Here is a 20,175-nt window from a genome sequence, read left to right as displayed (position 1 = left end):
ATCCCACAAGCACTACTCACCGTAAGGTGTCGTAGGCGGCATTGACTCAACCGTTACCAGAGAGGGGGAACCTCGCGTTTAGATGTCACATCGGCGGATGTCGACAACCCGTCAGACGTGCCCGGAAGGCGCGAACCACACCTTCGCCGCCACCCCGTCATCGACGGTGACCACCATCCGACCGTCCTGCGTCGCAACCGCCCCCGATGTGTCCCCACCAGCGGAGACCTCCACCGGCAGCGCCACCGGCACCCACGACGCGCCATCCGCGGCCGACCGCCACAGCCGATGTCCGTCGGCCGCCACCGTCATCGCCAGCAACACGTCACCACCGCCGGCGGCCGCCTCCACCCCCGCCACCGCCCCGGTTCCCGTCGCCCCGAATCCGGCGACCGCCCGCCACTCGCCCGCACCCGTCGCCGTCCCCGGCGACCCGGCGCCGGGCACGAACGCCCACGCCTGGAACCCGCTGCCCCGCACTCCCAGGGCGTGCACGACGGCACCGACCCGGACGAGACGCTGCACGATCTCGTCCGCGTTCGTCGCTGGCAACGCCAGCCGCGTCCACGTCCGGCCCTCCCCCGACCAGACGAACGGATCACGGTCGGCCCGGTCCGCCGGCCGGCCGGCGCCACCGACCAACCAACCGTCGGGTACCGCGAGCGCATCCGTGGCGATCGTCGTCAGCCTCGAATCACTTGCCAACCCGGGAGCGTCGTCGACCAACGCGAAGCCGGCCGCGTCCGGGGAACGCCACACCGCCGCGCCGCCCGTCCGGGCACCCGCGATCAGCCACCCGCCGGCGCCGCCCGCGATGCGGCTGACGCTGACCGCGTCCGGTCCGCCGTACAGCTCGAACTCCGCCGGCACCTCGGTCAGACCGCCGTCGGCGTCCTGCCGCCACGTCCGCACCCGTGGATTGCCGTGCGCACCACCCGAGCGGGCCCCGACGACGGCGATCCGGCCCTCGTGACAGCCGACGGCATAGAGGATCGCGCGCTCGCCGTAGTAACTGATCGGCCGCGACGGCAGCGGCACCCAACCTCGGCCGTCCGCGCTGCGCCAGGCCGCCGGCCGGGTTCCGCCGTCCGCGGCACCCACCGCGCCGACCGCGTACCACTGACCAGCGCAGGCGGTCACATCGCGCACGATGAGCCGACCGGGGGAACCCGGGGGCACGGGCAGATCCGCCTTCTCCCACCGTGGGCGGACCGGTTCGGGTGGGCGCTCGTCCTCGGTGGCCCGGCAGCCGGCGAGCAGCGCGACGGCAACCACGAACATCGCGATCACACGCCGGACCGACACGCAGGTGATGCTATCGATCCGATCGCCCGCCGCCGAGCCCCGGACAACGATCAGACGGTCGGCTGCTGCGACACCTCGCCGCCGGCGGTCTCCGCGAGGATCCGCTCGGCGACCTCTTTCATGGTCATCCGGTGGTCCATCGCCGTGCGCTGGATCCACTTGAACGCCTGCGGCTCGGTCATCCCGTACGTGGTCATCAACGCGCCCTTGGCGCGCTCCACCGCCTTGCGGATCTCCAGGCGGTCGGTCAGGCTCGCGACCTCCGCCTCCAGGGCCGCGACCTCGGAGTAGCGCGACAGCGCGATCTCCACCGCCGGGACCAGGTCGCTCTTCTGGAAGGGCTTCACGAGGTACGCCATCGCGCCCGCCGCCCGCGCCCGCTCGACCAGGTCACGCTGGCTGAACGCGGTCAGGATGATCACCGGGGCGATCCGGGCGCCGGCGATCCGCTCGGCGGCGGCCAGCCCATCCATGATCGGCATCTTGATGTCGAGGATGACCAGATCCGGCTTCAGCTCCTCGGCGAGGCGGACGGCTGTCTCACCGTCCCCGGCCTCCCCCACCACCTCGTAACCCTCTTCGACGAGCATCTCGGCGAGGTCCAGCCGGATCAGCGCCTCGTCCTCGGCGATCAACACGCGCCTGCGCTCGGCATCCGTCGGCATCTCAGCCACCAGCCCTACCCCCACCAGTCATGAGCCGACACCAACCCGACCGGGTGTCGCCGCCCTCAGCGTAGTAGGTAACCTATGGGAGGCCACCAGAGCATTCGGCCAAGCGTCCCCGTATTCCAACCGGCAGAGAAGCGGAGCTCAAACCTCCGACAGTGTGGGTTCGAATCCCACCGGGGGCACCAAAGGTGTCGTACGGCTGTTCAAAAATCGTCATGTGCATCCACCTGAACTACGCATTCGTGCGCGGCAGCAGCACCTCGCCGGCAGTACGGTCGCCGAGGTTGCCAGACGTCTGAGACTTCCGTACCCGACGGTCAGGGGCTGGTGCAAGCACCAGGTCGAGCCGAGAAGGTCCAGCAGCGAGCTTCGTTGCTTTCGCTGCCGGCCGGAGGTCAAGAATCAGACAGATCCGTCTGCATACCTCTACCTGCTCGGTCTCTACCTGGGCGACGGGCATCTCGTCACCTCCGCACGGGTACCGGTGCTGCGCATCGCTTGTAGCAGCAGTTGGCCGGGCTTGATCGAGGCGTGCGACGTCAGCATGCGGCAGGTGCTCGCGGCGAAGGTCCAGCGCGTCCAACAGCCTGGTTGCGTCAGCGTGCAGAGCTCCGGCAAGCACTGGCCATGCCTGCTTCCGCAGCATGGTCCCGGCAAGAAACACGAACGTCGAATCATTCTCGCCGATTGGCAACGGGACATCGTCGCGACGCATCCGGGTGACTTCCTGCGTGGGTTGTTCCACTCCGACGGCTGCCGGTTCGCCAACCGGGTGACCGTGCGCGGCAAGTCCTACGTCTACCCGCGCTACATGTTCGTCAACGAGTCGGCCGACATCATGGCGCTGTGCCAGTGGAGCCTCGACCTGCTGGGCATCGCCTGGCGGATGAACCGACCCAACTCGCTGTCGGTGGCGCGGCGCGGCGCGGTCGCCGCCCTGGACCGGCACGTCGGCCCGAAGTACTGACCGCTACCCGCGCGGATCACCCCGATCGTGGAAGCCTGGCAGACGCGCGGGCGGATGGCCGGTGGCGGGTTCGACGACAGGGGTGGGAACTGATGCGGGTGGTCATCTTCGGCGCGACCGGCATGGTGGGCCAGGGAGTGCTGCGGGAGTGCCTGCTCGCCGACGACGTGCGGGAGGTGGTGACGATCGGCCGGCGGCCGACCGGCCGGCAGGATCCGAAGCTGCGGGAGCTGACGGTCGCCGACGTCGGCGAGTTGGACCCGCTGCGCGCCGAGTTGACCGGCGTGGATGCCTGTTTCTACTGCCTGGGGGTGTCCTCGCTGGGCCTGGACGAGGCGGCGTACACGCGGGTCAGCTACGACTACCCACTCGCGGCGGCGCGGCTGTTGGCGGAGGTGAGCCCGCGGGCCACGTTCGTCTACGTTTCGGGTGTGGGGACCGATTCGTCGGAGCGAGGTCGGGTGATGTGGGCGCGGGTCAAGGGTCGTACCGAGAACGCGGTGATCGATCTGCTGCCCAACGGGTACGCGGCCCGGCCGGGGTTCATCCAGCCGACGTACGGGGCGGTGTCGAGGACGCGCTGGTACCGGGTGCTCTATGCGGCGACCAGTCCGCTGGTCCCGGTGCTGCGCCGACTTTTCCCCAACCAGGTCACCACCACGGACGGGATCGGTCGGGCGATGCTGCGGGTGGCCCGGGAGGGCTCGCCAACGCGCGTGCTGGGTAACCGCGAACTGCGCTGATCAGGCGATCGTTTCGAGGGCCTGGGCGAGGTCGGCGCGGAGGTCTTCGGCGTCTTCCAGGCCGACGGAGAGACGCAGGAGGCCGGCCGCGGGTTTCGCGTCGCCGTCCACCGGGCGGTGGGTGAGCGAGGCGGGGTGCTGGATGAGGGTGTCGACGCCGCCGAGGGACACCGCGTGCGTGATGAGGTGGCAGGCGCCGGCGACGGCGGCCGCGGCGGGTGCGCCGCCGCGTACCTCGAAGGCGAGCAGGCTGCCGGGTCCGGCCATCTGGCGACCGACCAGCGCCGCCGGGTCGTGCGCCGAGGGGTGGTGCACCCGGTGTACGGAGGGGTGGCCGGCGAGCCAGCCGGCGAGCTTCTCGGCGCTGGCCTGCTGGGCGCGCACGCGCAGCGGCAGGGTCTGCAGGCCGCGGTGCAGCAGGTAGCCGCCGAGCGGGTGCAGGATCGCGCCGGTGACCGCGCGGACCTGACGTAGTCGCGCGGCCCAGTCGGCGTCGCAGGCGACGATGCCGGCGAGGACGTCGCCGTGTCCACCGATGCTCTTGGTGGCGCTGTGCAGGACGAGGGTGGCGCCGTGCCGGGCGGGTTGTTGCAGGACGAGGGTGGCGCCGTGCCGGGCGGGTTGTTGCAGGACGGGGGTGGCGACGGTGTTGTCGACGAGCAGCGGGACGTCGCCGGCCGCGGCGGCGAGCGCGGCGATGTCGACCAGGTCGAGGGTGGGGTTGGCGGGCGTCTCGGCGATGACCAGCGCGGTGTCGGGGCGGATGGCGGCGGCGACCTCGTCGGGGCGGGCCCAGGTGACGGTGGTGCCGAGCAGGCCGGTGGCGAGGACGTGGTCCGTTCCGCCGTAGAGGGGCCGGACGGCGACGACGTGCCGGCGGTCGTCGCGGGCGGCGGCGAGCAGGGTGGCGGTGAGGGCCGCCATGCCGCTGGCGAAGGCGACGGCCTGCGCGGTGCCTTCCAGCTCGGCGAGGGCGGTTTCGAAGCGGGCGACGGTGGGGTTCCAGAGCCGCTGGTAGACGGCGCCGCCGGCGCTGGGGAGGGTGCCGCCGGTGGCGAGTTGTTCGTACGCGGCGCCGCCGTCGTCGACCGAGGGCAGTGGGTTGGTGGTGGACAGGTCGATGGGCGGCACGTGCACGCCGAGGGCGCGGAGGTCGTCACGACCGGCGTGTACGGCCCGGGTGTCCATCGCTGTCATGCCGGGTAGCGTCGAACATCTCCTGCTTGGGAAGCAATGGTTCGGCAGATGATTCTGTCCAGGGCATTGGTTTCGACGGAGGATTCGGGTGAGGATGGCCGGATGTCTCCTGAGCCGAACGATGTGCGGCCGTATCCGGCCCTGGACGAGGTGGACCGCGCGATCCTGACCGAGCTGGCGGCGGACGGCCGGCTGCCGAACAACGCCCTCGCCGAGCGGGTGGGGGTGGCGCCGTCGACGTGTCTGACCCGTACCCGGGCGCTGCGCGAGCGGGGCGCGATCCGCGGCTTCCACGCCGAGGTGGACCCGGCCGCGCTCGGGCTGCCGTTGCAGGCGCTGGTGTCGGTACGGCTGACCGCGCACGAGCGGGCGGCGGTGGATGCCTTCCGGGCCCGGTCGGTGCGGCTGCCCGGAGTGGTCTCGGTGTTCCACGTGGCCGGCGCGGAGGACTACGTGCTGCACGTGCGGGCGGCGTCCGGTGACGCGCTGCGCGACTTCGTGCTGGACCACCTCGCGGTCGATCCGGTGGTGCAGCACACCCAGACCAGTCTGATCTTCGAGCAGGCGCGCGGGATGGGCTGAGCAGCGGGTGAGCTGGCCGACGAAAACCCGTTTGCCGGAACAAAGCCGGCCGGAGACGGGTTGGCTGACCGTGTGATCACCGTACCGTTGTCTGTTCTTGATCTTGCCCCGGTCGCCAAGAGCACCACCGTCGGCGCGGCCCTGGAGGCCACCACGGAGTTGGCCCGCCGCACCGAGGAGTTGGGCTACCACCGGTTCTGGGTGGCCGAGCACCACAACATGCCGGCGATCGCCAGCTCCGCGCCCGCCGTGCTGCTGGCGCACCTGGCGGCGAACACGTCGACGATCCGCCTCGGCTCGGGTGGGGTGATGCTGCCCAACCACGCGCCGTTGGTGGTGGCGGAGCAGTTCGGCACCCTGGAGGCGCTGCACCCCGGCCGGATCGACCTGGGCATCGGGCGGGCGCCGGGCACCGACCAGGTGACCGCGCTGGCGCTGCGGCGCACCATGGAGGGCCTGTCCGCGGAGGGTTTCCCACGCGAGCTGGCCGACCTGATGAACTACTTCAGCGGGGAGAAGCCGGGGCAGATCATCGCCACCCCGGGCCACGGTGAGCAGCCGGCCGTGTGGCTGTTGGGCTCCAGCGGTTTCAGCGCCCAGCTCGCCGGCCTGCTCGGTCTGCCGTTCTCCTTCGCGCACCACTTCAGCTCGGCGAACACCCTGCCGGCGCTGGCCCTGTACCGGCAGAACTTCCGACCGTCGCAGTGGCTGGACAAGCCGTACGCGATGGTGGCGGTCAACGCGGTGTGCGCGGAGACCGACGAGCGGGCCGAGTGGCTGGCGGGGCCGAGCGCGTTGTCGTTTCTGAAGTTGCGCTCCGGCCGGCCGGAACCGCTGTCGACGCCCGACGAGGCGGCGGCGTACCCGTACTCCGAGATCGAGCGGGAGTTCGTCCTGCAACGCCGCGACGGTCAGGCGATGGGCTCGCCGGAGACGGTGCGCCGGCAGCTCACCGAACTGGTGGAACGCACCGGCGCGGACGAGCTGATGCTGACCACGCTGGTGTACGACGTCGCCGACCGGGTGCGGTCGTACGAGTTGATCGCCGAGCAGGTGGCGGGCGGTCTGCACCGGGGGGCATGAAACACGATCTTCACGTCAGCGTCACCCTGCCGACCCCGATGCTGCCTAATGTTGGTGCCGGTGGTGGTACGGCATACCCGGTCGGGACGGGTCGGGAATGCCGCGGTGTGGCGCACCGGGCCGGAGCTGAGCGGATTCCGCGGCTGCGGCCCGGTGCCTGCCACCCTAGGCGACCCCGCTCGGGTCCGCCAGGGGTCAGATCAACGTAGGTAGATATTCGGGGTGGGTGGGCTGGCCATTCCGTCGCCGATGAAGAACCCCGGGTGTGGCGGCTGGTTGTAGGCCGTGTTCTGCCACGCGATCGCCACCCGGTACTGCGGATCGTGCATCAGGGTGTGGATCCGGGTGCTGGTCGGCGTGGGTGTGCTGTAGATGCGCAGGGCCCGACTGTCGCTGGTTCGCCAGATCACCTCCTCCCGCCAGTCACCCAGGATGTCGCCGGAGAGCGCCGGAGTGGACTTGGTGCCGTTGTTGGACGCCACCTGGTCGCCGGTGAGCAGCCGGGTCTCGCCGCCGGTGCCGTACTTGTCGATCTTCGTGCCGTCCAGCAGCTCGCGGATCGGGTCGCCGTCCCACCAGGCGAGGAAGTTCGCCGACGACGGCTTGCGCCCGATGTTCTGACCTCTGGTGTTGGCCAGCCCGCCGACCGCCGACGACCACGACTCCGCGCCGGGGCTGCCGGCCCAGATGTCCGCCGAGACACCCCGGCCGTTGTCGCCGGAGGCCGGCGTGGACCACAGGATCTGACCGGTACGGGCGTCGGCGAACCAGGAGCTGGGCTTGCTGGCGTCCTCGTCGACCTTGAACACCTCCAGGCCGGCGCGGCCCGGGTCGAGGTCACCGACGTGCATCGCGTCGCCGTGCCCGTTGCCCGTCGAGTAGAGCAACCGACCGTTGTCGTCGATGGTGGCGGCGCCGTAGACGATCTCCTGGCGGCCGTCGGCGTCGACGTCGGCCACCGAGAGCTGGTGGTTGCCCTGGCCGGCAGCGGCGCCGTTGCCGGAGGAGTTCGAGTCGAACGTCCAGCGCCTGGTCAGCGTGCCGTTGCGGAAGTCCCACGCCGCGATCACCGCGCGGGTGTAGTAACCCCGGGCCATGATCAGCGAGGGGCGCTGCCCGTCCAGGTACGCGGTGCCGGCGAGGAACCGGTCCACCCGGTTGCCGTACGAGTCGCCCCAGGACGACACCGTGCCGCGCGGCGGGTCGTAGCTGACGGTGGAGAGCACCGCGCCGGTCTGGCCGTTGAACATGGTCAGGTACTCCGGACCGGCCAGCACGTAGCCGCCGGAGTTGCGGTGGTCCGCCGACGACGAACCGATGAGCTGGCCGGTGCCGGAGCGGGTGCCGTCGGCGGTCTTCATGGCCACCTCGGCGCGGCCGTCGCCGTCGTAGTCGTACACCTGGAACTGGGTGTAGTGGGCGCCGGCCCGGATGTTGCGGCCCAGGTCGATCCGCCACAGCCGGGTGCCGGTCAGGGTGTACGCGTCGACGTAGACGTTCCCGGTGTAGCCGGACTGCGAGTTGTCCTTGGCGTTCGACGGATCCCACTTGAGCACGATCTCGTAGCTGCCGTCGCCGTTGAGGTCCCCGACCGAGGCGTCGTTGGCGCTGTAGGTGTAGCTCTCCCCGCTGGGAGTGGTGCCACCGGCCGGGACCTGCAACGGCACGTCCAGGTAGCCGTTGCCGAACTGCAGCGCCGGTGCCGACGCCGCCTGTTCGGCGCCGCCGACCACGGCCCGCACGGTGTACGCCGAGCCGGCCGCCGCGCCGCTGTCGAGGTAGGTGGTGGCGCCGGTGATCGGGCTGGCATTGACCCTGGTTGATCCCCGGTAGAGGTTGAACGCCACCCCGGAGGTCTCGGTGCCGAGCAGCCGCCAGGACACCAGGTTGCCGCTGCCGGAGCGGACGCTGACCAACCCTCGGTCCAGGTTCTCCATCTGTTTCGCCCCGGCCGGAGGTGTGGTCGGAGGCGGAGTCGTCGGGGGTGGCGTGGTCGGGGGTGGCGTGGTCGGGGGCGGAGTCGTCGGCGGTGGGGTCGTCGGCGGTGGGGTGGTCGGTCCGTCGGTGGCCGGGGTGCCGGTGCAGGTGGCGCCGTTGAGCGCGAAGGTGGTCGGCACCGGATTGCTGCCGGTCCACGAACCGTTGAAGCCGAACCCGGCGCTGCCGTTGGTGGCGATGGCGGCGTTGTAGTCGACGTTACGGGCGGTGACCTGGGCGCCGGACTGGGTGACGGCGGCGCTCCACGCCTGGGCGACCTGTTGCCCGGCGGGGTACGACCAGGTGAGAGCCCACCCGTCGACCGGGTCGCCGAGGTTGGTGACGGTGACGTTGGCGCCGAAGCCGCCCTGCCACTGGTTGGTGATCTGGTAGTCGACCCGGCAGCCGACAGCGGCGGCCGAGGCGACCACCGTGCCGAGGGTGCCGGCCACGACGGCGGCGGCCGTCGTGCCGGCGAGCAGGATCAGCCGATGTCTGGACGGGTGCATGGACTGCCTCCGAGGATCCGCGGGTGATCGCGGCGGCCCACCGGCCCTGCCCGGAACGCACAGTGGACCCGTCTCGCCGCTACGGCGGCGGACGGCGATCTGATCGGGGGTGAAACGCCCTGGAACTCGCGGATCCGACTCACCGCGCATCGTAGGGCAAGCGCTTTCCGAACCGCAACATCGATGAACGTTGTTTGATGCCGCACCGGCCTCCCCTTGCCCCGACGATCGATGCCTGATCAACTCCTTCGGATGAGTGCTCCCCACATGGACCCCGCCGAGTTCCGTCGCGCCGGCCACGCCGTCGTCGACTGGATCGCCGACTACTGGACGACGCTCGCGCAACGACCGGTCACCCCCGCCGATCCCCCCGGCACGGTGGCCGCCGCTCTGCCGACCGCACCACCCACCGTCGGCGGCGAACCGGTCGAGGCGGTCCTCGCCGACCTGGATTCGATCGTCCTACCCGGACTGACCCACTGGCAGCACCCCGGCTTCTTCGGCTACTTCCCCGCCAACACCTCCGGCCCGAGCGTGCTCGGTGACCTGGTCAGCTCCGGGCTCGGCGTCCAGGGCATGCTCTGGGCCACCAGCCCCGCCTGCACCGAACTGGAGACGGTGCTGATGGACTGGCTGGCCCAACTGCTGGACCTGCCGCAGCGGTTCCGCTCCACCGACACCGGCGGTGGGGTCATCCAGGACTCGGCGTCCTCGGCGACCCTGGTGGCCACCCTGGCCGCGCTGCACCGGGCCAGTGCTGGCCGCTGGCGCGACACCGGCCTCGACAGGCGCTACCGCGCCTACACCTCCGTGCACGGTCACTCCTCCATCGAGAAGGCCGCGCGGATCGCCGGGCTGGGCAGCGACGGCGTCCGTCCGATCGCGGTGGACCCGGACAGCCAGGCACTGCTGCCGGACGCGCTCCGCGCGGCGATCGAGGCCGACCTGGCCACCGGAGACGTACCCGCCATCGTGGTGGCGACCATCGGCACCACCTCCACCACCGCGATCGACCCGCTGCCCGAGATCGGAGCCATCTGCGCCGAGTACGGAATCTGGCTGCACGTGGACGCCGCGTACGCCGGCTCCGCCGCCGTCTGCCCCGAACTGCGGTGGTCCCACGCCGGCGTGGAGTACGCCGATTCGTACTGCTTCGACCCGCACAAGTGGCTGCTCACCGGATTCGACTGCAATGCGTTCTGGGTGGCCGACCGCGCCGAGTTGATCGACGCGCTGACCGTGCTGCCGGAGTATCTGCGTAACGCGGCAACCGAATCCGGCGCGGTGATCGACTACCGGGACTGGCAGGTGCCGCTGGGCCGACGGTTCCGCGCCCTGAAGCTGTGGTTCGTGGTGCGCTGGTACGGCGCCGAGGGGCTGCGGGCACACATCCGCTCCGGGGTGGCGTTGGCCGAGCGGTTCGCCCAACGGGTGCGTGCCGACGACCGGTTCGAACTGACGACAGCACACCCCTTCGCGCTGGTCTGCTTCCGGCTGCGTGCCGACGACGACGTCAACGCCGCGCTACTGGCCGCGGTGAACGCCACCGGACGCGTGTACCTGACGCACACCCGCATCGCCGACCGCTACACGCTGCGACTGGCGGTCGGCTCGCCGCAGAGCACCGAGGCGCACGTCGACGAGGCCTGGACACTGCTCGCCGAGGCGGCCGACAGCCTGCCCACCCCCTAGGTTCTGTGGGGTCGTCGTCGCGTGACCCCTGCACCCCGCGCCCTTGCTGGCGAGCACCTGTTCGAGGGGCCGAGAGGGGGTGTCGAGACGTCCTCGGCTGTCAAGGTCGTGCTCGATCATGGATGTAGTGGCCTCCCGACGCCTCGTGGCCACTACATCCACGATCGAGCGTGATCTTGGTGGCTCGACCGTGGCGATCGCGACGTCTGACCGGGCGTCGCTTCATCCCGCGCCCCGCACCCCGCGCGCACCCCGCACCCCGCACCCCGCACCCCGCACCCCGCACCCCGCACCCCGCACCCCGCACCCCGCACCCCGCACCAAGATCTACGCAACTTCCCTGATGTTGCTGCCTCCGACGCGCGCGCGGCAGCAACATCCCCGTTGTTGCGCGGATCTTTCTGGCGAGTGCCCGTTCAAGGGGCCGGGAGCGGGTGTCGAGACGTCCTCGACCGTCAAGGTCATGCTCGATCATGGATGTAGTGGCCACGAAGCGCGGGGAAGCCACTACATCCACGATCGAGCGTGACCTTGGTGGCTCGACCGTGGCGATCGCGACGTCTGACCGGGCGTCGCTTCATCCCGCTGCCCCCAGATGGGTTCAGCGAGTGGTGGGCGTACCCGTGGCGGCGAGATCGGCCGCGACCGCGGCGGCGGAAGCAACGACGGGCACTTCGGCGGGCGCGCTCGCGGCGGGCACGGCCACGGCGGGCACGGCCACGGCGGGCACGGCCGCAGCGGGCACGGCCACGGCGGGCACGGCCGCAGCGGGCACGGCCACGGCGGGCACGGCCACGGCGGGCACGGCCACGGCGGGGGGAGCGCCTGCGGCCTCGGCGGCTTCGGCGCGAGCCCGGCGAGTGCGGCGAAGGGCGCGCACGGCCAGCACCAGGGCGGCCAGCCAGCCGGCGGCCAACAGGGCGTACGTGACAGGGCGGACCGGGCCGTCGAGTTCGGCGGAGCGAATCAGCGTGCGGGCGTTGGTCAGCACGATCACGCCGCCGACCGCCGCGCCGAGCAGTTGGGCGGGCACGATGCGCACCAGCCAGGCGGCCAGCGGGGCGGCGATGAGCCCGCCGATCAGCAACGCGGCGACGGTCGGGAGCAGGAACCCCTCGGAGCCCAGCCCGATCAGGAAGCCGACGCTTGCCGCACCGGCCACGACGAACTCGGCGGTGTCCACCGAGCCGATCACCTTGCGGGGCTCCATCCGCCCGGAGACGAGCAGCGCCGGGGTGGCCACCGGACCCCACCCACCGCCGCCGGTCGCGTCGACGAAGCCGGCGACCAGGCCCAGGGGTCCGAGGAAACGTCCGCGTAGCCGGCTGCCGACGCGGTCGGTGCGTAGCGGTCGGGCGAAGCGGACCAGCAGGTACGCGCCGAGCGTGAAGAGGATGCCCGCCATCCACGGCGCGGCCGCCTTGGTGGAGATCGAGCTGAGGAGGGTGGCGCCTGCGAAGGCACCGATGGCGCCGGGCAGGGCGATGCGGGTGACCACCCGCCAGTCGACGTTGCCGAAGCGCCAGTGCGCGAACCCGGCGGCGAGCGTGGTGCCGATCTCGGCCAGGTGCACCGAGGCCGAGGCGGCGGCCGGGGCGACCCCGGCGACCAGCAGCAGAGTGGACGAGGTCAGCCCGTACGCCATGCCGAGCGAGCCGTCGATCAGCTGCGCGACGAGCCCGACCAGAGCGAGAACCAGCAGCTTGCGCACGAGCGCCCCCTGACTTTTCGGTATCTCCTATCGACTTGGTCGACAATGCGGCACGGGGCGGCCTCGGTCAAGCCTCTGATCGGTGGATGGGACGCCGCCGTCCGACGCACCACGGTCGATGCGAGCCGCGCCGCGGCAGACACCGCCGCGCCACACGGCGGCGTGACGCGGCAACGGCCGGAGACGCGGCCGCGCAGCGCGGGCGACCAGCGCGACGCCGGCGAACCAGGCCAGGACAGCGGGCCAGCGAACCAGGCCAGCGCGACGCCGGCGAACCAGGCCAGGACGGCGGCCCGGCGAACCAGGCCAGCGCGACGCCAGCGAACCAGGCCAGGATGGCGGCCCGGCGAACCAGGCCAGCGCGACGCCGGCGAACCAGGCCAGGACGGCGGCCCGGCGAACCAGACCAGGACGGTGGGGCGGTGGTCAGATCCAGGCGCGCGGGTCGGCGACCAGTTCGGTGATCCGCGGGGGCAGGGTGCCTGCGGCCACGTCGGCGACGCTGACCAACTCCAGGATCTCCCGTTCGCTGGCCCGGAGAGCGATCCAGACCTCCTGGAGCGCGCGGGCCGGACCGTGGTAGCCGAGTTGCTCGGGACGCTGCCCGCGGACGTGGGCGAGCGGGCCGTCGATCACCCGGATCACCTCGGCGAGCGAGATCTCCTCGGCCGGGCGGGCCAGCCAGTAGCCGCCCTCCGGGCCGCGCTGGGCGTGCACGATGCCGCCCCGGCGCAGTTGCAGCAGGATGCTCTCCAGGAACTTCGGCGGGATCTCCTGGGCACGGGCGATCTGGTCGGCCGTGACGGGCCGGCCGCGCCCAGGACCACTGGCCGTCGCGGCAAGCTCGGCGGCCGCGCGGAGGGCGTAGTCGACCCGGGCGGAGAGGCGCATGTCGGCAAGGTTAGCCCCCGGTCAACCGGCCGGGCGGGCGACCCTCGGCCGAACGGATAGGCATCGATGGGACCCGCGCAATTCACGCCGGTTCCGGCAGTCGACGAGGACCGGTCAAAGTGCGCCATGATCCACCGTGAGGTGGGGGCCGGAATGCCGGTCTGGCGCGTCCTTATGCTGGGCGGGGGCGCGACCGCCAGACCGTTGCAGCGGCGCCGGGCAGCACATTGATAAACATCGGGGGGAAGGCAACACGATGACCGATATCGCCACACGCACCTGGGATGGCATGACCATCCCGGTCGCTGGCACCTATCTTCTCGATCAGGCGCACAAGCGGATCGGTTTCCTGTCCCGGCACATGATGGTGAGCCCGGTGCGCGGCGAGTTCGCCGAGGCCACCGCACAGATCTTCGTGGCGGAGGACCCGCTGCTCTCCTCGGTGACGTCGACCATCATGTCGGCCAGCATCACCACCGGAAGTGTCGACCGGGACACACATCTGAAGAGTGCCGACTTCCTCGACGTGGAGCGCTATCCCACCCTCGAATATCGAAGCACCGGTATCAAATGGCAGGGCCAGGAGGATCCCATCTTCCAATGGGCCCGCCTGCGTAGCCACCGGCTCGGCGGACGGGGGCGGAGTCCGATTGTCCCGCCGCAGTCCGAGGGCACCCCCGGGCGATTCGTGCTGACCGGTGAGTTGACCGTGAAAGGAATCACCCGGGCTGTCGACCTGGAGGTGAATTTCGGCGGTGCCCGTCAGGATCCGTACGGGCAGAACATCTTCGGGTTCAGCGCGACGGCTGAGATCAACCGCGAGGACTACGGCCTGCTCTGGAACGTCCTGCTGGAGAGCGGCGGGGTCCTGGTCGGCAAGACGGTGCAGATCGAGATCGCCGGCGAGGCCATCCACCAGGCCTGACGGGCGTCAGCGCCGCCCGGGGTCTGCCGGGGACGCCACCGACGGTGTCAGGCGCCCACGCGGCGCAGCAGGCCCTCCTGGACGGCACTGGCGATCTGCTGGCCGTCCGTGGTGAACATCCGCCCGGTGGCCAGCCCCCGCGCGCCGGACGCCGACGGACTCAGACAGTCGTAGAGGAACCACTCGTCGGCGCGGAACGGCCGGTGGAACCAGAGCGCGTGGTCCAGGCTCGCGCCGACCAGCCCGCCCGGCCCCCACACCTCACCGTGTGCGGAGAGCACCGAGTCCAGCAGGGTGAGGTCCGAGGCGTAGGTGAGCGCGCAGGCGTGCAGCAGCGGGTCGTCGGGCAGTTTGCCGTCGATGCGCATCCAGACGCGCTGGTGCGGGTCGGCCGGCCGGTCGCCGGGACGGACCCAACCGGGCTCGCCGACATAGCGCACGTCGATCGGTCGCGGGATCTGACCCCACATGCCCAGCCGCTCCGGGTAGCGGGAGAGCCGGTCGGACATCGTCGGCACGTCCTGCGGCGGCGGCACGTCCAGGGGGGCCGTGACCTGGTGGTCCAGGCCCTCCTCGGCCCGCTGGAACGACGCCGACATGAAGAAGATCGGCTTGTCGTGCTGCAGGGCGACCGCGCGGCGGACCGAGAAGGACCGGCCGTCGCGGATGTTCTCCACCTGGTACGCGATCGGCTCGGCCGGGTCGCCGGGGCGGACGAAGTAGCCGTGCAGCGAGTGCACGAACCGCTCCGGGTCGACGGTGCGGCCGGCGGCGACCAGGGCCTGACCGGCGACCTGGCCGCCGTACACCCGTTGTGGGCCGACCGGGGGGCTCATCCCCCGGAAGGCCATGTCGCCGGTCGGGTCGAGGTCCAGCACTTCCAGCAGCTGGTCGACCGCCGCCTGGCCGACCGCGACCCGACCGTCGCTCACTGCAGCGCCCGCGCCGACGCCGCGTCGACCAGCGAGCCGAGCTGGTGTACGCGCAGCGTGTTGGTCGAGCCGGGGGTGCCGGGCGGGCTGCCCGCCACGATGACCACGTAGTCGCCGGGGTTGGCCCGGTCGAGGCCGAGCAGCGCCTGGTCGACCTGGCGGAACATGTCGTCGGTGTGCTGCACGAACGGCATCAGGAACGTCTCCACGCCCCAGGTGAGGGCGAGCTGGTCGCGCACCTCGGGGACCGGCGTGAACGCCAGCAGCGGCAGGTCGCAGTGCAGGCGGGACAGCCGTCGGACGGTGTCACCGGTCTGCGAGAAGGCGACCAGGGCCTTGGCGTTGATCGCGCGGGCGATCGACGAGGCGGCGACGGTGAGCGCGCCACCGTGGGTACGCGGGTCGTGCTGCAGCCGGGGCACGCCGATCGAGCCGGCCTCGGTGGTCGTCACGATCTTGGCCATGGTGCTGACGGTCAGCACCGGGTACTTGCCGACGCTGGTCTCGCCGGAGAGCATGACCGCGTCCGCGCCGTCGAGCACCGCGTTGGCGACGTCGGAGGCCTCCGCCCGGGTGGGGCGGGAATTCTCGATCATGGAGTCGAGCATCTGGGTGGCCACGATGACCGGCTTGGCGTTCTCCCGGCACAGCTGCACGGCACGCTTCTGCACCAGGGGGACCTGGTCCAACGGCATCTCGACGCCGAGGTCACCGCGGGCGACCATCACGCCGTCGAAGGCCAGCACGATGGCCTCGAGGTGCTCCACCGCCTCCGGCTTCTCGACCTTGGCCAGCACCGGGCGGTACACGCCCTCCTCGGCCATGATGTTGTGGACGAGCTTGATGTCCTCGGCCGAGCGGACGAAGGACAGCGCGACCAGGTCGACGCCCAGGCCCAGGGAGAAGCGCAGGTCCTCGGCGTCCTTGTCCGACATGGCGGGCACGCTGACCGCCACGTTGGGCAGCGAGACGCCCTTGTTGTTGGAGACCGGGCCGCCCTCGGTGACCAGGCAGCGGATGTCGTTGCCGGTGACGTCGGTGACCTCGACGGCGACGCGGCCGTCGTCGATCAGCAGGCGGTCACCGGGCTTCACCTCGTGCGGCAGCTTGGTGTAGGTGCAGGAGACCCGCTCCTTGGTGCCGAGGATGTCGTCACCGGTGATCACGACCGAGTCGCCGGTACGCCACTCGTGCGGGCCGTCGGCGAACCGACCGAGCCGGATCTTGGGGCCCTGGAGGTCGGCGAGGACGGCAACCGGCTTACCTGCCGCCTCGGACGCCTCCCGGACCAGTCGATAGACCGCCTCGTGGTCGGCGTGACTGCCGTGGCTGAAGTTGAGCCTCGCCACGTTCATGCCGGCCTCGACGAGACCCCGGATGCGCTCCGGGGACGAGGTGGCGGGACCAAGGGTGCAGACGATCTTCACACGGCGTGTCACGCCCATCAGGCTAGTCTCTCCTTCAGGTCGGACGCGGGGCCGACCCATTGCAGGCAGCGGAACAGGTGTCCAACGACGCGCGGCGCGCGTCGGGCCGGCGGGCGGAACCGCACCGGGAACGTTGTGGCGACGGGCAACGGCGACCGCGCGCGGGGAATCGTACGCCTCCGGTGCCATGCGCTGTGGGGGTGCTCCCGGCGACGGCCCGTCATCAGTGCCCCGACGGGGGCAGGGTGGGCACCGCGGTGAGCAGCTCACGCGGGTCGTAGCGGCGCTTGGCCCGGCGCAGCCGCGCCCAGTTCGCGCCGTAGGCGAGCCGGACCCGGTCGGTCTCCTCCGGGGCGAGCAGGTTGGGATATCCACCGGGCAGGGCGTGCGGGGCGAGCGCCGCCGAGGTGCGCTCGGCCCACTCGCGGTGCGGCCCGGCCTGCTCGCCGGGCGGCCAGACCGCGATGATCTCGGTCAGCAGGTGGTCGCCGCGCAGGCCGAACGCCGTGTCGGCGAGCCGGACCCGGGTGGCCGCGCCGTGGAAGTGGTGCACGGCCAGCGCCGAGAACGGGGAGCTGACCTGCCGGGCCGCGTCGACGAGCACGTCCGCCGCGCTGTCGGTGAGTGCGGGCAGCCAGCGGGTCCGCAACAGGTAGTGGTTGCCGTCGACCATGCCGCCGTCGAACATCCGCAGCGCTTCCGCGTACGGCATCGGGGCGATCTGGTCGACGAGTGGGGTGCCCAGAGCGCGCAGCCGATCCATCCACGGCAGCCCGGCGTCCAGGTCCGGGCCGCTGTAGAACGGGCAGACGAAGATCACCGGTTCGCCGGCCGGGCCGGGCAGGAAGCCGGTCATCACGGTCAGCTCGTCCGGGGCCTCGGCGACGAGCGCGCCGTAACCGCGCAGCACGGCCGGCGCCTCGGCCAGCGGAAACATGATCATGCCGGCCAGCACGCCGGGCAGCCGGTGCGCGCGGAAACGCAGCTCGGTGACCACGCCGACGTTCCCACCGCCGCCGCGCAGCGCCCAGTACAGCTCGGCGTCGTGCCGGGGGTCGGCGGTGACCCGGCGACCGTCGGCGAGGACCACCTCCGCGCCGAGCAGGTTGTCCAGGGTCAGACCGAACCGACCACAGAGCGGGCCGTACCCGCCGGCGAGGGTGAGCCCGGCCATGCCCACGTCGCGGACGACGCCGGTGGGCACCACCAGGTCGTACGGGCGGGCGGCGGCGAGCAGCTCGGCCGTCGTGGCACCACCGCCGATGGTCACCGTGGCCGCGTCCGGGTCGACCTGGACGGCGCGCAGACCGGTCAGGTCGAGCACCAGGCCGCCGTCGCGCAGCGCCCGGCCGGCCCAGTCGTGCCCGCCGGAGCGGACCGACAGGGGCAGGTGACAGCGGGCGGCGATGCGGACCGCGTGGGCCACCTCGTCGGCGTCCTGGCAGTGCGCCACCAGCACGGGTGTGCGCTGGACCGCGCCGTTCCAGAGCGTCGTGGTGGTGGCGTACGCGGGATCACCCGGCTCGTACAGGCGGTCGCCGAACAGGGCGCGCAGCCGGGTGGTGGCCCTCGCGACATCGGGGGTGGCGGCGGAGATCATGGCGACTCCTCGACCGGGGCCGACCCATGGCTTCCGGGTGCGCCCCGGCGGCGGCCCTCGCTGGGCGCGACCGTAACACCGGCAGGCCGTCGAGCGCCGTCGCCATCACGACAGCCACCGATTGACCGACCAGTCAGCTTTCCGTCTTGACCAGCGGAAACTCCAGTGAACCGGCCGGGCAGAGGAAGGTCAGCACGTCCACCCGGTAGAGCCCGGCCTGCACCGCCGGGTCGGCCTCCAGCACGCTGCGGACGTCGTCGACGCTGCCGGTGCGGGCCAGACCGAAGCCGATCGGTGGCTCCGGCTCGCGGGCCGGCCCGTCCACCGAACCGGCTACCAGGATGATGCCGCTTCGCTGGAGCGCCTGCATGTGCTCGGCGTGCTCGGCCTGCAACCGCTGCACGGTCTCGGCGGGCAGGACCCGTCCGGCCGCGCCGGGATAGATCACGATGCACTCGTACGTGTCGAGCGCGAAGTTGACCTGCGGCACTCCCGCCATGGGTGCTCCCTCCGCCGCCGCGCCGAACGGCACGGGCCCCGCCAGCGTCGCACGGACATCACGGTCGTACCGGGCGCTTGCCGGCAATCCGCCTCGACCGCACACGGCGTGTCCACGCACACAGTCGGCCAACGGGCGGCATGCCTGTCGACGTGCGGGGGATGATCTACCCATGGCGACAAACATCAGTGAGCAGCCCGCGAAGGCGTCCGGCACGTACCGGATCGGCGGAGACGTCACCGTCAACCGGCTCGGTTACGGGGCGATGCAGATCACCGGCCCCGGTGTCTGGGGCGACCCGAAGGAGCCGGCGGAGGCGGTCCGGGTCCTGCGCCGAGCCGTCGAGCTGGGCGTGACGTTCATCGACACCGCCGACTCGTACGGGCCGTTCGTCTCGGAGCTGTTGATCCGCGAGGCTCTGCACCCGTACGCCGACGACCTGGTCATCGCGACCAAGGCCGGGCTGACGCGCTCCGGCCCGGGCGACTGGCGTCCGGTGGGCCGCCCGGAGTATCTGCGCCAGCAGTGTGAGCTGAGCCTGCGCCACCTCGGCCTGGACTCGATCCCGCTCTACCAGTTGCACCGGATTGACCCGAAGGTACCGCTCGCCGATCAACTGGGCGAGTTGGCGCTGTTGCAGCAGGAGGGCAAGATCCGACACATCGGGCTGTCCGAGGTGAGCGTGGCGCAGATCGAGCAAGCACGCGCGATCACCACGATCGCCTCCGTGCAGAACCTGTACAACCTCGCCAACCGCAGCGCCGAGGACGTGCTGGAGTACTGCGAGCGCAACGACCTCGCGTTCATCCCGTGGTTCCCGATCGCCACCGGTGAGCTGGCCCGCCCGGGCGGCCCGCTGGACGCCATCTCCACCGCCCACGGCGCGTCGCCCGCGCAGCTCGCGCTGGCCTGGCTGCTGCGCCGCTCGCCGGTGATGCTGCCGATCCCCGGTACGTCCTCGGTGGCGCACCTCGAGGAGAACGTGGGCGCGGCCGACGTACGGCTCACCGACGACGAGTTCGAGTCGTTGGCCAAGGCGAGCTGACCCGCCGGTGCGGACGCCGCCGGTGTCAGTCGGCGGCGTCCGGGCCGGGCTCCCGGGCGGCCCGCAGCGCCTCGGTCGCCTGGGCCAGCAGGTGAGCCGAATCGGTGCGTCCACTCACCTGTAGTTCCACCTCGGTGTCGCCGGCCTGGATCCGGACGCTGGCCTCGGTGCGCTGCTGGTCGACCCAGGACTGCAACAGGTTGAACAGGCCTGGGAGCAGCCCCTGCGCCAGCACCGCGATGATCACCGCGTCGGTGAAGCCCGGCCGTCCCCCGCCGCCGCCGGCCTGGCGGACCACCGGCCGGTACTGCGGGTTGCGCTGGATCCAGTCGAGCAGGGCGACCGGCGGTGGCTGCCGGTGCCGCGGGCTGATGGTCAACCGGACGGGTTGTCGCGCGGCGGTGTCGCTGTCGGTCACG

Annotated in this window: 18 protein-coding genes and 1 tRNA gene; 8 read left to right on the top strand and 11 right to left on the bottom strand. The window is 71.6% G+C overall.

Annotated elements, in window-relative coordinates:
* Positions 1 to 111 precede the first annotated feature (111 nt).
* A complete protein-coding gene (locus AB0A90_RS22835; RefSeq protein WP_357251263.1) occupies positions 112 to 1,305 on the bottom strand; it encodes a hypothetical protein in 1,194 nt (397 codons plus the stop codon).
* Positions 1,306 to 1,355: 50 nt separating this feature from the next.
* Positions 1,356 to 1,979: a response regulator gene (locus AB0A90_RS22830; protein WP_088991522.1), complete on the bottom strand. Its 624-nt coding sequence runs from the start codon at positions 1,977 to 1,979 to the stop codon at positions 1,356 to 1,358.
* A 105-nt stretch (positions 1,980 to 2,084) separates the two neighbouring features.
* On the opposite strand from AB0A90_RS22830, the gene AB0A90_RS22825 reads away from it, so the two are divergent.
* The 3 genes from AB0A90_RS22825 (at position 2,085) to AB0A90_RS22815 (ending at position 3,686) form a co-directional block, all read left to right on the top strand.
* A tRNA-Leu gene (locus AB0A90_RS22825) sits at positions 2,085 to 2,161 on the top strand.
* Positions 2,134 to 2,943, top strand: a complete 810-nt coding sequence (locus tag AB0A90_RS22820; protein ID WP_357251260.1) for a transcriptional regulator — start codon at positions 2,134 to 2,136, stop codon at positions 2,941 to 2,943. Before AB0A90_RS22825 ends, AB0A90_RS22820 begins: the two co-directional genes overlap by 28 nt.
* A gap of 92 nt (positions 2,944 to 3,035) precedes the next feature.
* Complete coding sequence (locus AB0A90_RS22815; protein ID WP_357251257.1) at positions 3,036 to 3,686, top strand: NAD-dependent epimerase/dehydratase family protein; 651 nt, start codon at positions 3,036 to 3,038, stop codon at positions 3,684 to 3,686.
* Here the strand turns inward: AB0A90_RS22815 and AB0A90_RS22810 are convergent, their stop codons facing one another.
* Entirely contained in the window at positions 3,687 to 4,874 is a 1,188-nt protein-coding gene (locus AB0A90_RS22810; protein WP_357251441.1) for an aminotransferase class I/II-fold pyridoxal phosphate-dependent enzyme, read from the bottom strand.
* A gap of 111 nt (positions 4,875 to 4,985) precedes the next feature.
* Between AB0A90_RS22810 and AB0A90_RS22805 the strand changes: the two genes are divergently transcribed.
* Both AB0A90_RS22805 and AB0A90_RS22800 read left to right on the top strand, forming a co-directional pair.
* Positions 4,986 to 5,465 carry an Lrp/AsnC family transcriptional regulator gene (locus tag AB0A90_RS22805; RefSeq protein WP_124815755.1) on the top strand — a complete coding sequence of 160 codons (480 nt, stop codon included), beginning with the start codon at positions 4,986 to 4,988 and terminating at the stop codon, positions 5,463 to 5,465.
* Between the two features lie 60 nt (positions 5,466 to 5,525).
* Positions 5,526 to 6,548 (top strand): LLM class flavin-dependent oxidoreductase, encoded by a 1,023-nt coding sequence (locus AB0A90_RS22800; protein ID WP_357251254.1) that lies wholly within the window; start codon positions 5,526 to 5,528, stop codon positions 6,546 to 6,548.
* Between the two features lie 200 nt (positions 6,549 to 6,748).
* Here the strand turns inward: AB0A90_RS22800 and AB0A90_RS22795 are convergent, their stop codons facing one another.
* Positions 6,749 to 9,034: a cellulose binding domain-containing protein gene (locus tag AB0A90_RS22795; protein ID WP_357251251.1), complete on the bottom strand. Its 2,286-nt coding sequence runs from the start codon at positions 9,032 to 9,034 to the stop codon at positions 6,749 to 6,751.
* A gap of 252 nt (positions 9,035 to 9,286) precedes the next feature.
* Here AB0A90_RS22795 and AB0A90_RS22790 point away from each other — a divergent pair, with 252 nt between their 5' ends.
* Positions 9,287 to 10,726 (top strand): pyridoxal-dependent decarboxylase, encoded by a 1,440-nt coding sequence (locus AB0A90_RS22790; RefSeq protein ID WP_357251248.1) that lies wholly within the window; start codon positions 9,287 to 9,289, stop codon positions 10,724 to 10,726.
* A gap of 601 nt (positions 10,727 to 11,327) precedes the next feature.
* Here AB0A90_RS22790 and AB0A90_RS22785 read toward each other — a convergent pair.
* Positions 11,328 to 12,437 carry a sulfite exporter TauE/SafE family protein gene (locus AB0A90_RS22785; protein ID WP_357251245.1) on the bottom strand — a complete coding sequence of 370 codons (1,110 nt, stop codon included), beginning with the start codon at positions 12,435 to 12,437 and terminating at the stop codon, positions 11,328 to 11,330.
* A gap of 426 nt (positions 12,438 to 12,863) precedes the next feature.
* Entirely contained in the window at positions 12,864 to 13,328 is a 465-nt protein-coding gene (locus AB0A90_RS22780) for an Rrf2 family transcriptional regulator (RefSeq protein ID WP_357011130.1), read from the bottom strand.
* 256 nt (positions 13,329 to 13,584) lie between these two features.
* Here AB0A90_RS22780 and AB0A90_RS22775 point away from each other — a divergent pair, with 256 nt between their 5' ends.
* Complete coding sequence (locus AB0A90_RS22775; RefSeq protein ID WP_357251242.1) at positions 13,585 to 14,253, top strand: YceI family protein; 669 nt, start codon at positions 13,585 to 13,587, stop codon at positions 14,251 to 14,253.
* Between the two features lie 47 nt (positions 14,254 to 14,300).
* Here AB0A90_RS22775 and AB0A90_RS22770 read toward each other — a convergent pair whose 3' ends face one another.
* From AB0A90_RS22770 to AB0A90_RS22755, 4 genes are all read right to left on the bottom strand, one after another.
* Positions 14,301 to 15,185, bottom strand: a complete 885-nt coding sequence (locus tag AB0A90_RS22770) for an acyl-CoA thioesterase II (RefSeq protein ID WP_357251239.1) — start codon at positions 15,183 to 15,185, stop codon at positions 14,301 to 14,303.
* Positions 15,182 to 16,630 carry a pyruvate kinase gene (gene pyk, locus AB0A90_RS22765; protein ID WP_357251236.1) on the bottom strand — a complete coding sequence of 483 codons (1,449 nt, stop codon included), beginning with the start codon at positions 16,628 to 16,630 and terminating at the stop codon, positions 15,182 to 15,184. The genes AB0A90_RS22770 and pyk overlap by 4 nt, the downstream gene beginning before the upstream one ends.
* 205 nt (positions 16,631 to 16,835) lie before the next feature.
* On the bottom strand, positions 16,836 to 18,212 hold the full coding sequence (locus tag AB0A90_RS22760) for an FAD-binding oxidoreductase (protein ID WP_357251234.1): 1,377 nt from the start codon (positions 18,210 to 18,212) through the stop codon (positions 16,836 to 16,838).
* Between the two features lie 133 nt (positions 18,213 to 18,345).
* A complete protein-coding gene (locus AB0A90_RS22755; RefSeq protein ID WP_088949307.1) occupies positions 18,346 to 18,711 on the bottom strand; it encodes a YciI family protein in 366 nt (121 codons plus the stop codon).
* A 172-nt stretch (positions 18,712 to 18,883) separates the two neighbouring features.
* Between AB0A90_RS22755 and AB0A90_RS22750 the strand changes: the two genes are divergently transcribed.
* Positions 18,884 to 19,756 carry an aldo/keto reductase gene (locus AB0A90_RS22750; RefSeq protein ID WP_357251230.1) on the top strand — a complete coding sequence of 291 codons (873 nt, stop codon included), beginning with the start codon at positions 18,884 to 18,886 and terminating at the stop codon, positions 19,754 to 19,756.
* Positions 19,757 to 19,781: 25 nt separating this feature from the next.
* Here AB0A90_RS22750 and AB0A90_RS22745 read toward each other — a convergent pair whose 3' ends face one another.
* Positions 19,782 to 20,174 (bottom strand): hypothetical protein, encoded by a 393-nt coding sequence (locus AB0A90_RS22745; RefSeq protein ID WP_357251228.1) that lies wholly within the window; start codon positions 20,172 to 20,174, stop codon positions 19,782 to 19,784.
* Position 20,175 lies beyond the last annotated feature (1 nt).

It is taken from the genome of Micromonospora sp. NPDC049204 (genome assembly GCF_040647935.1).
Taxonomy (GTDB): domain Bacteria; phylum Actinomycetota; class Actinomycetes; order Mycobacteriales; family Micromonosporaceae; genus Micromonospora.
This window is presented reverse-complemented; position numbering and strand designations above follow the sequence as displayed.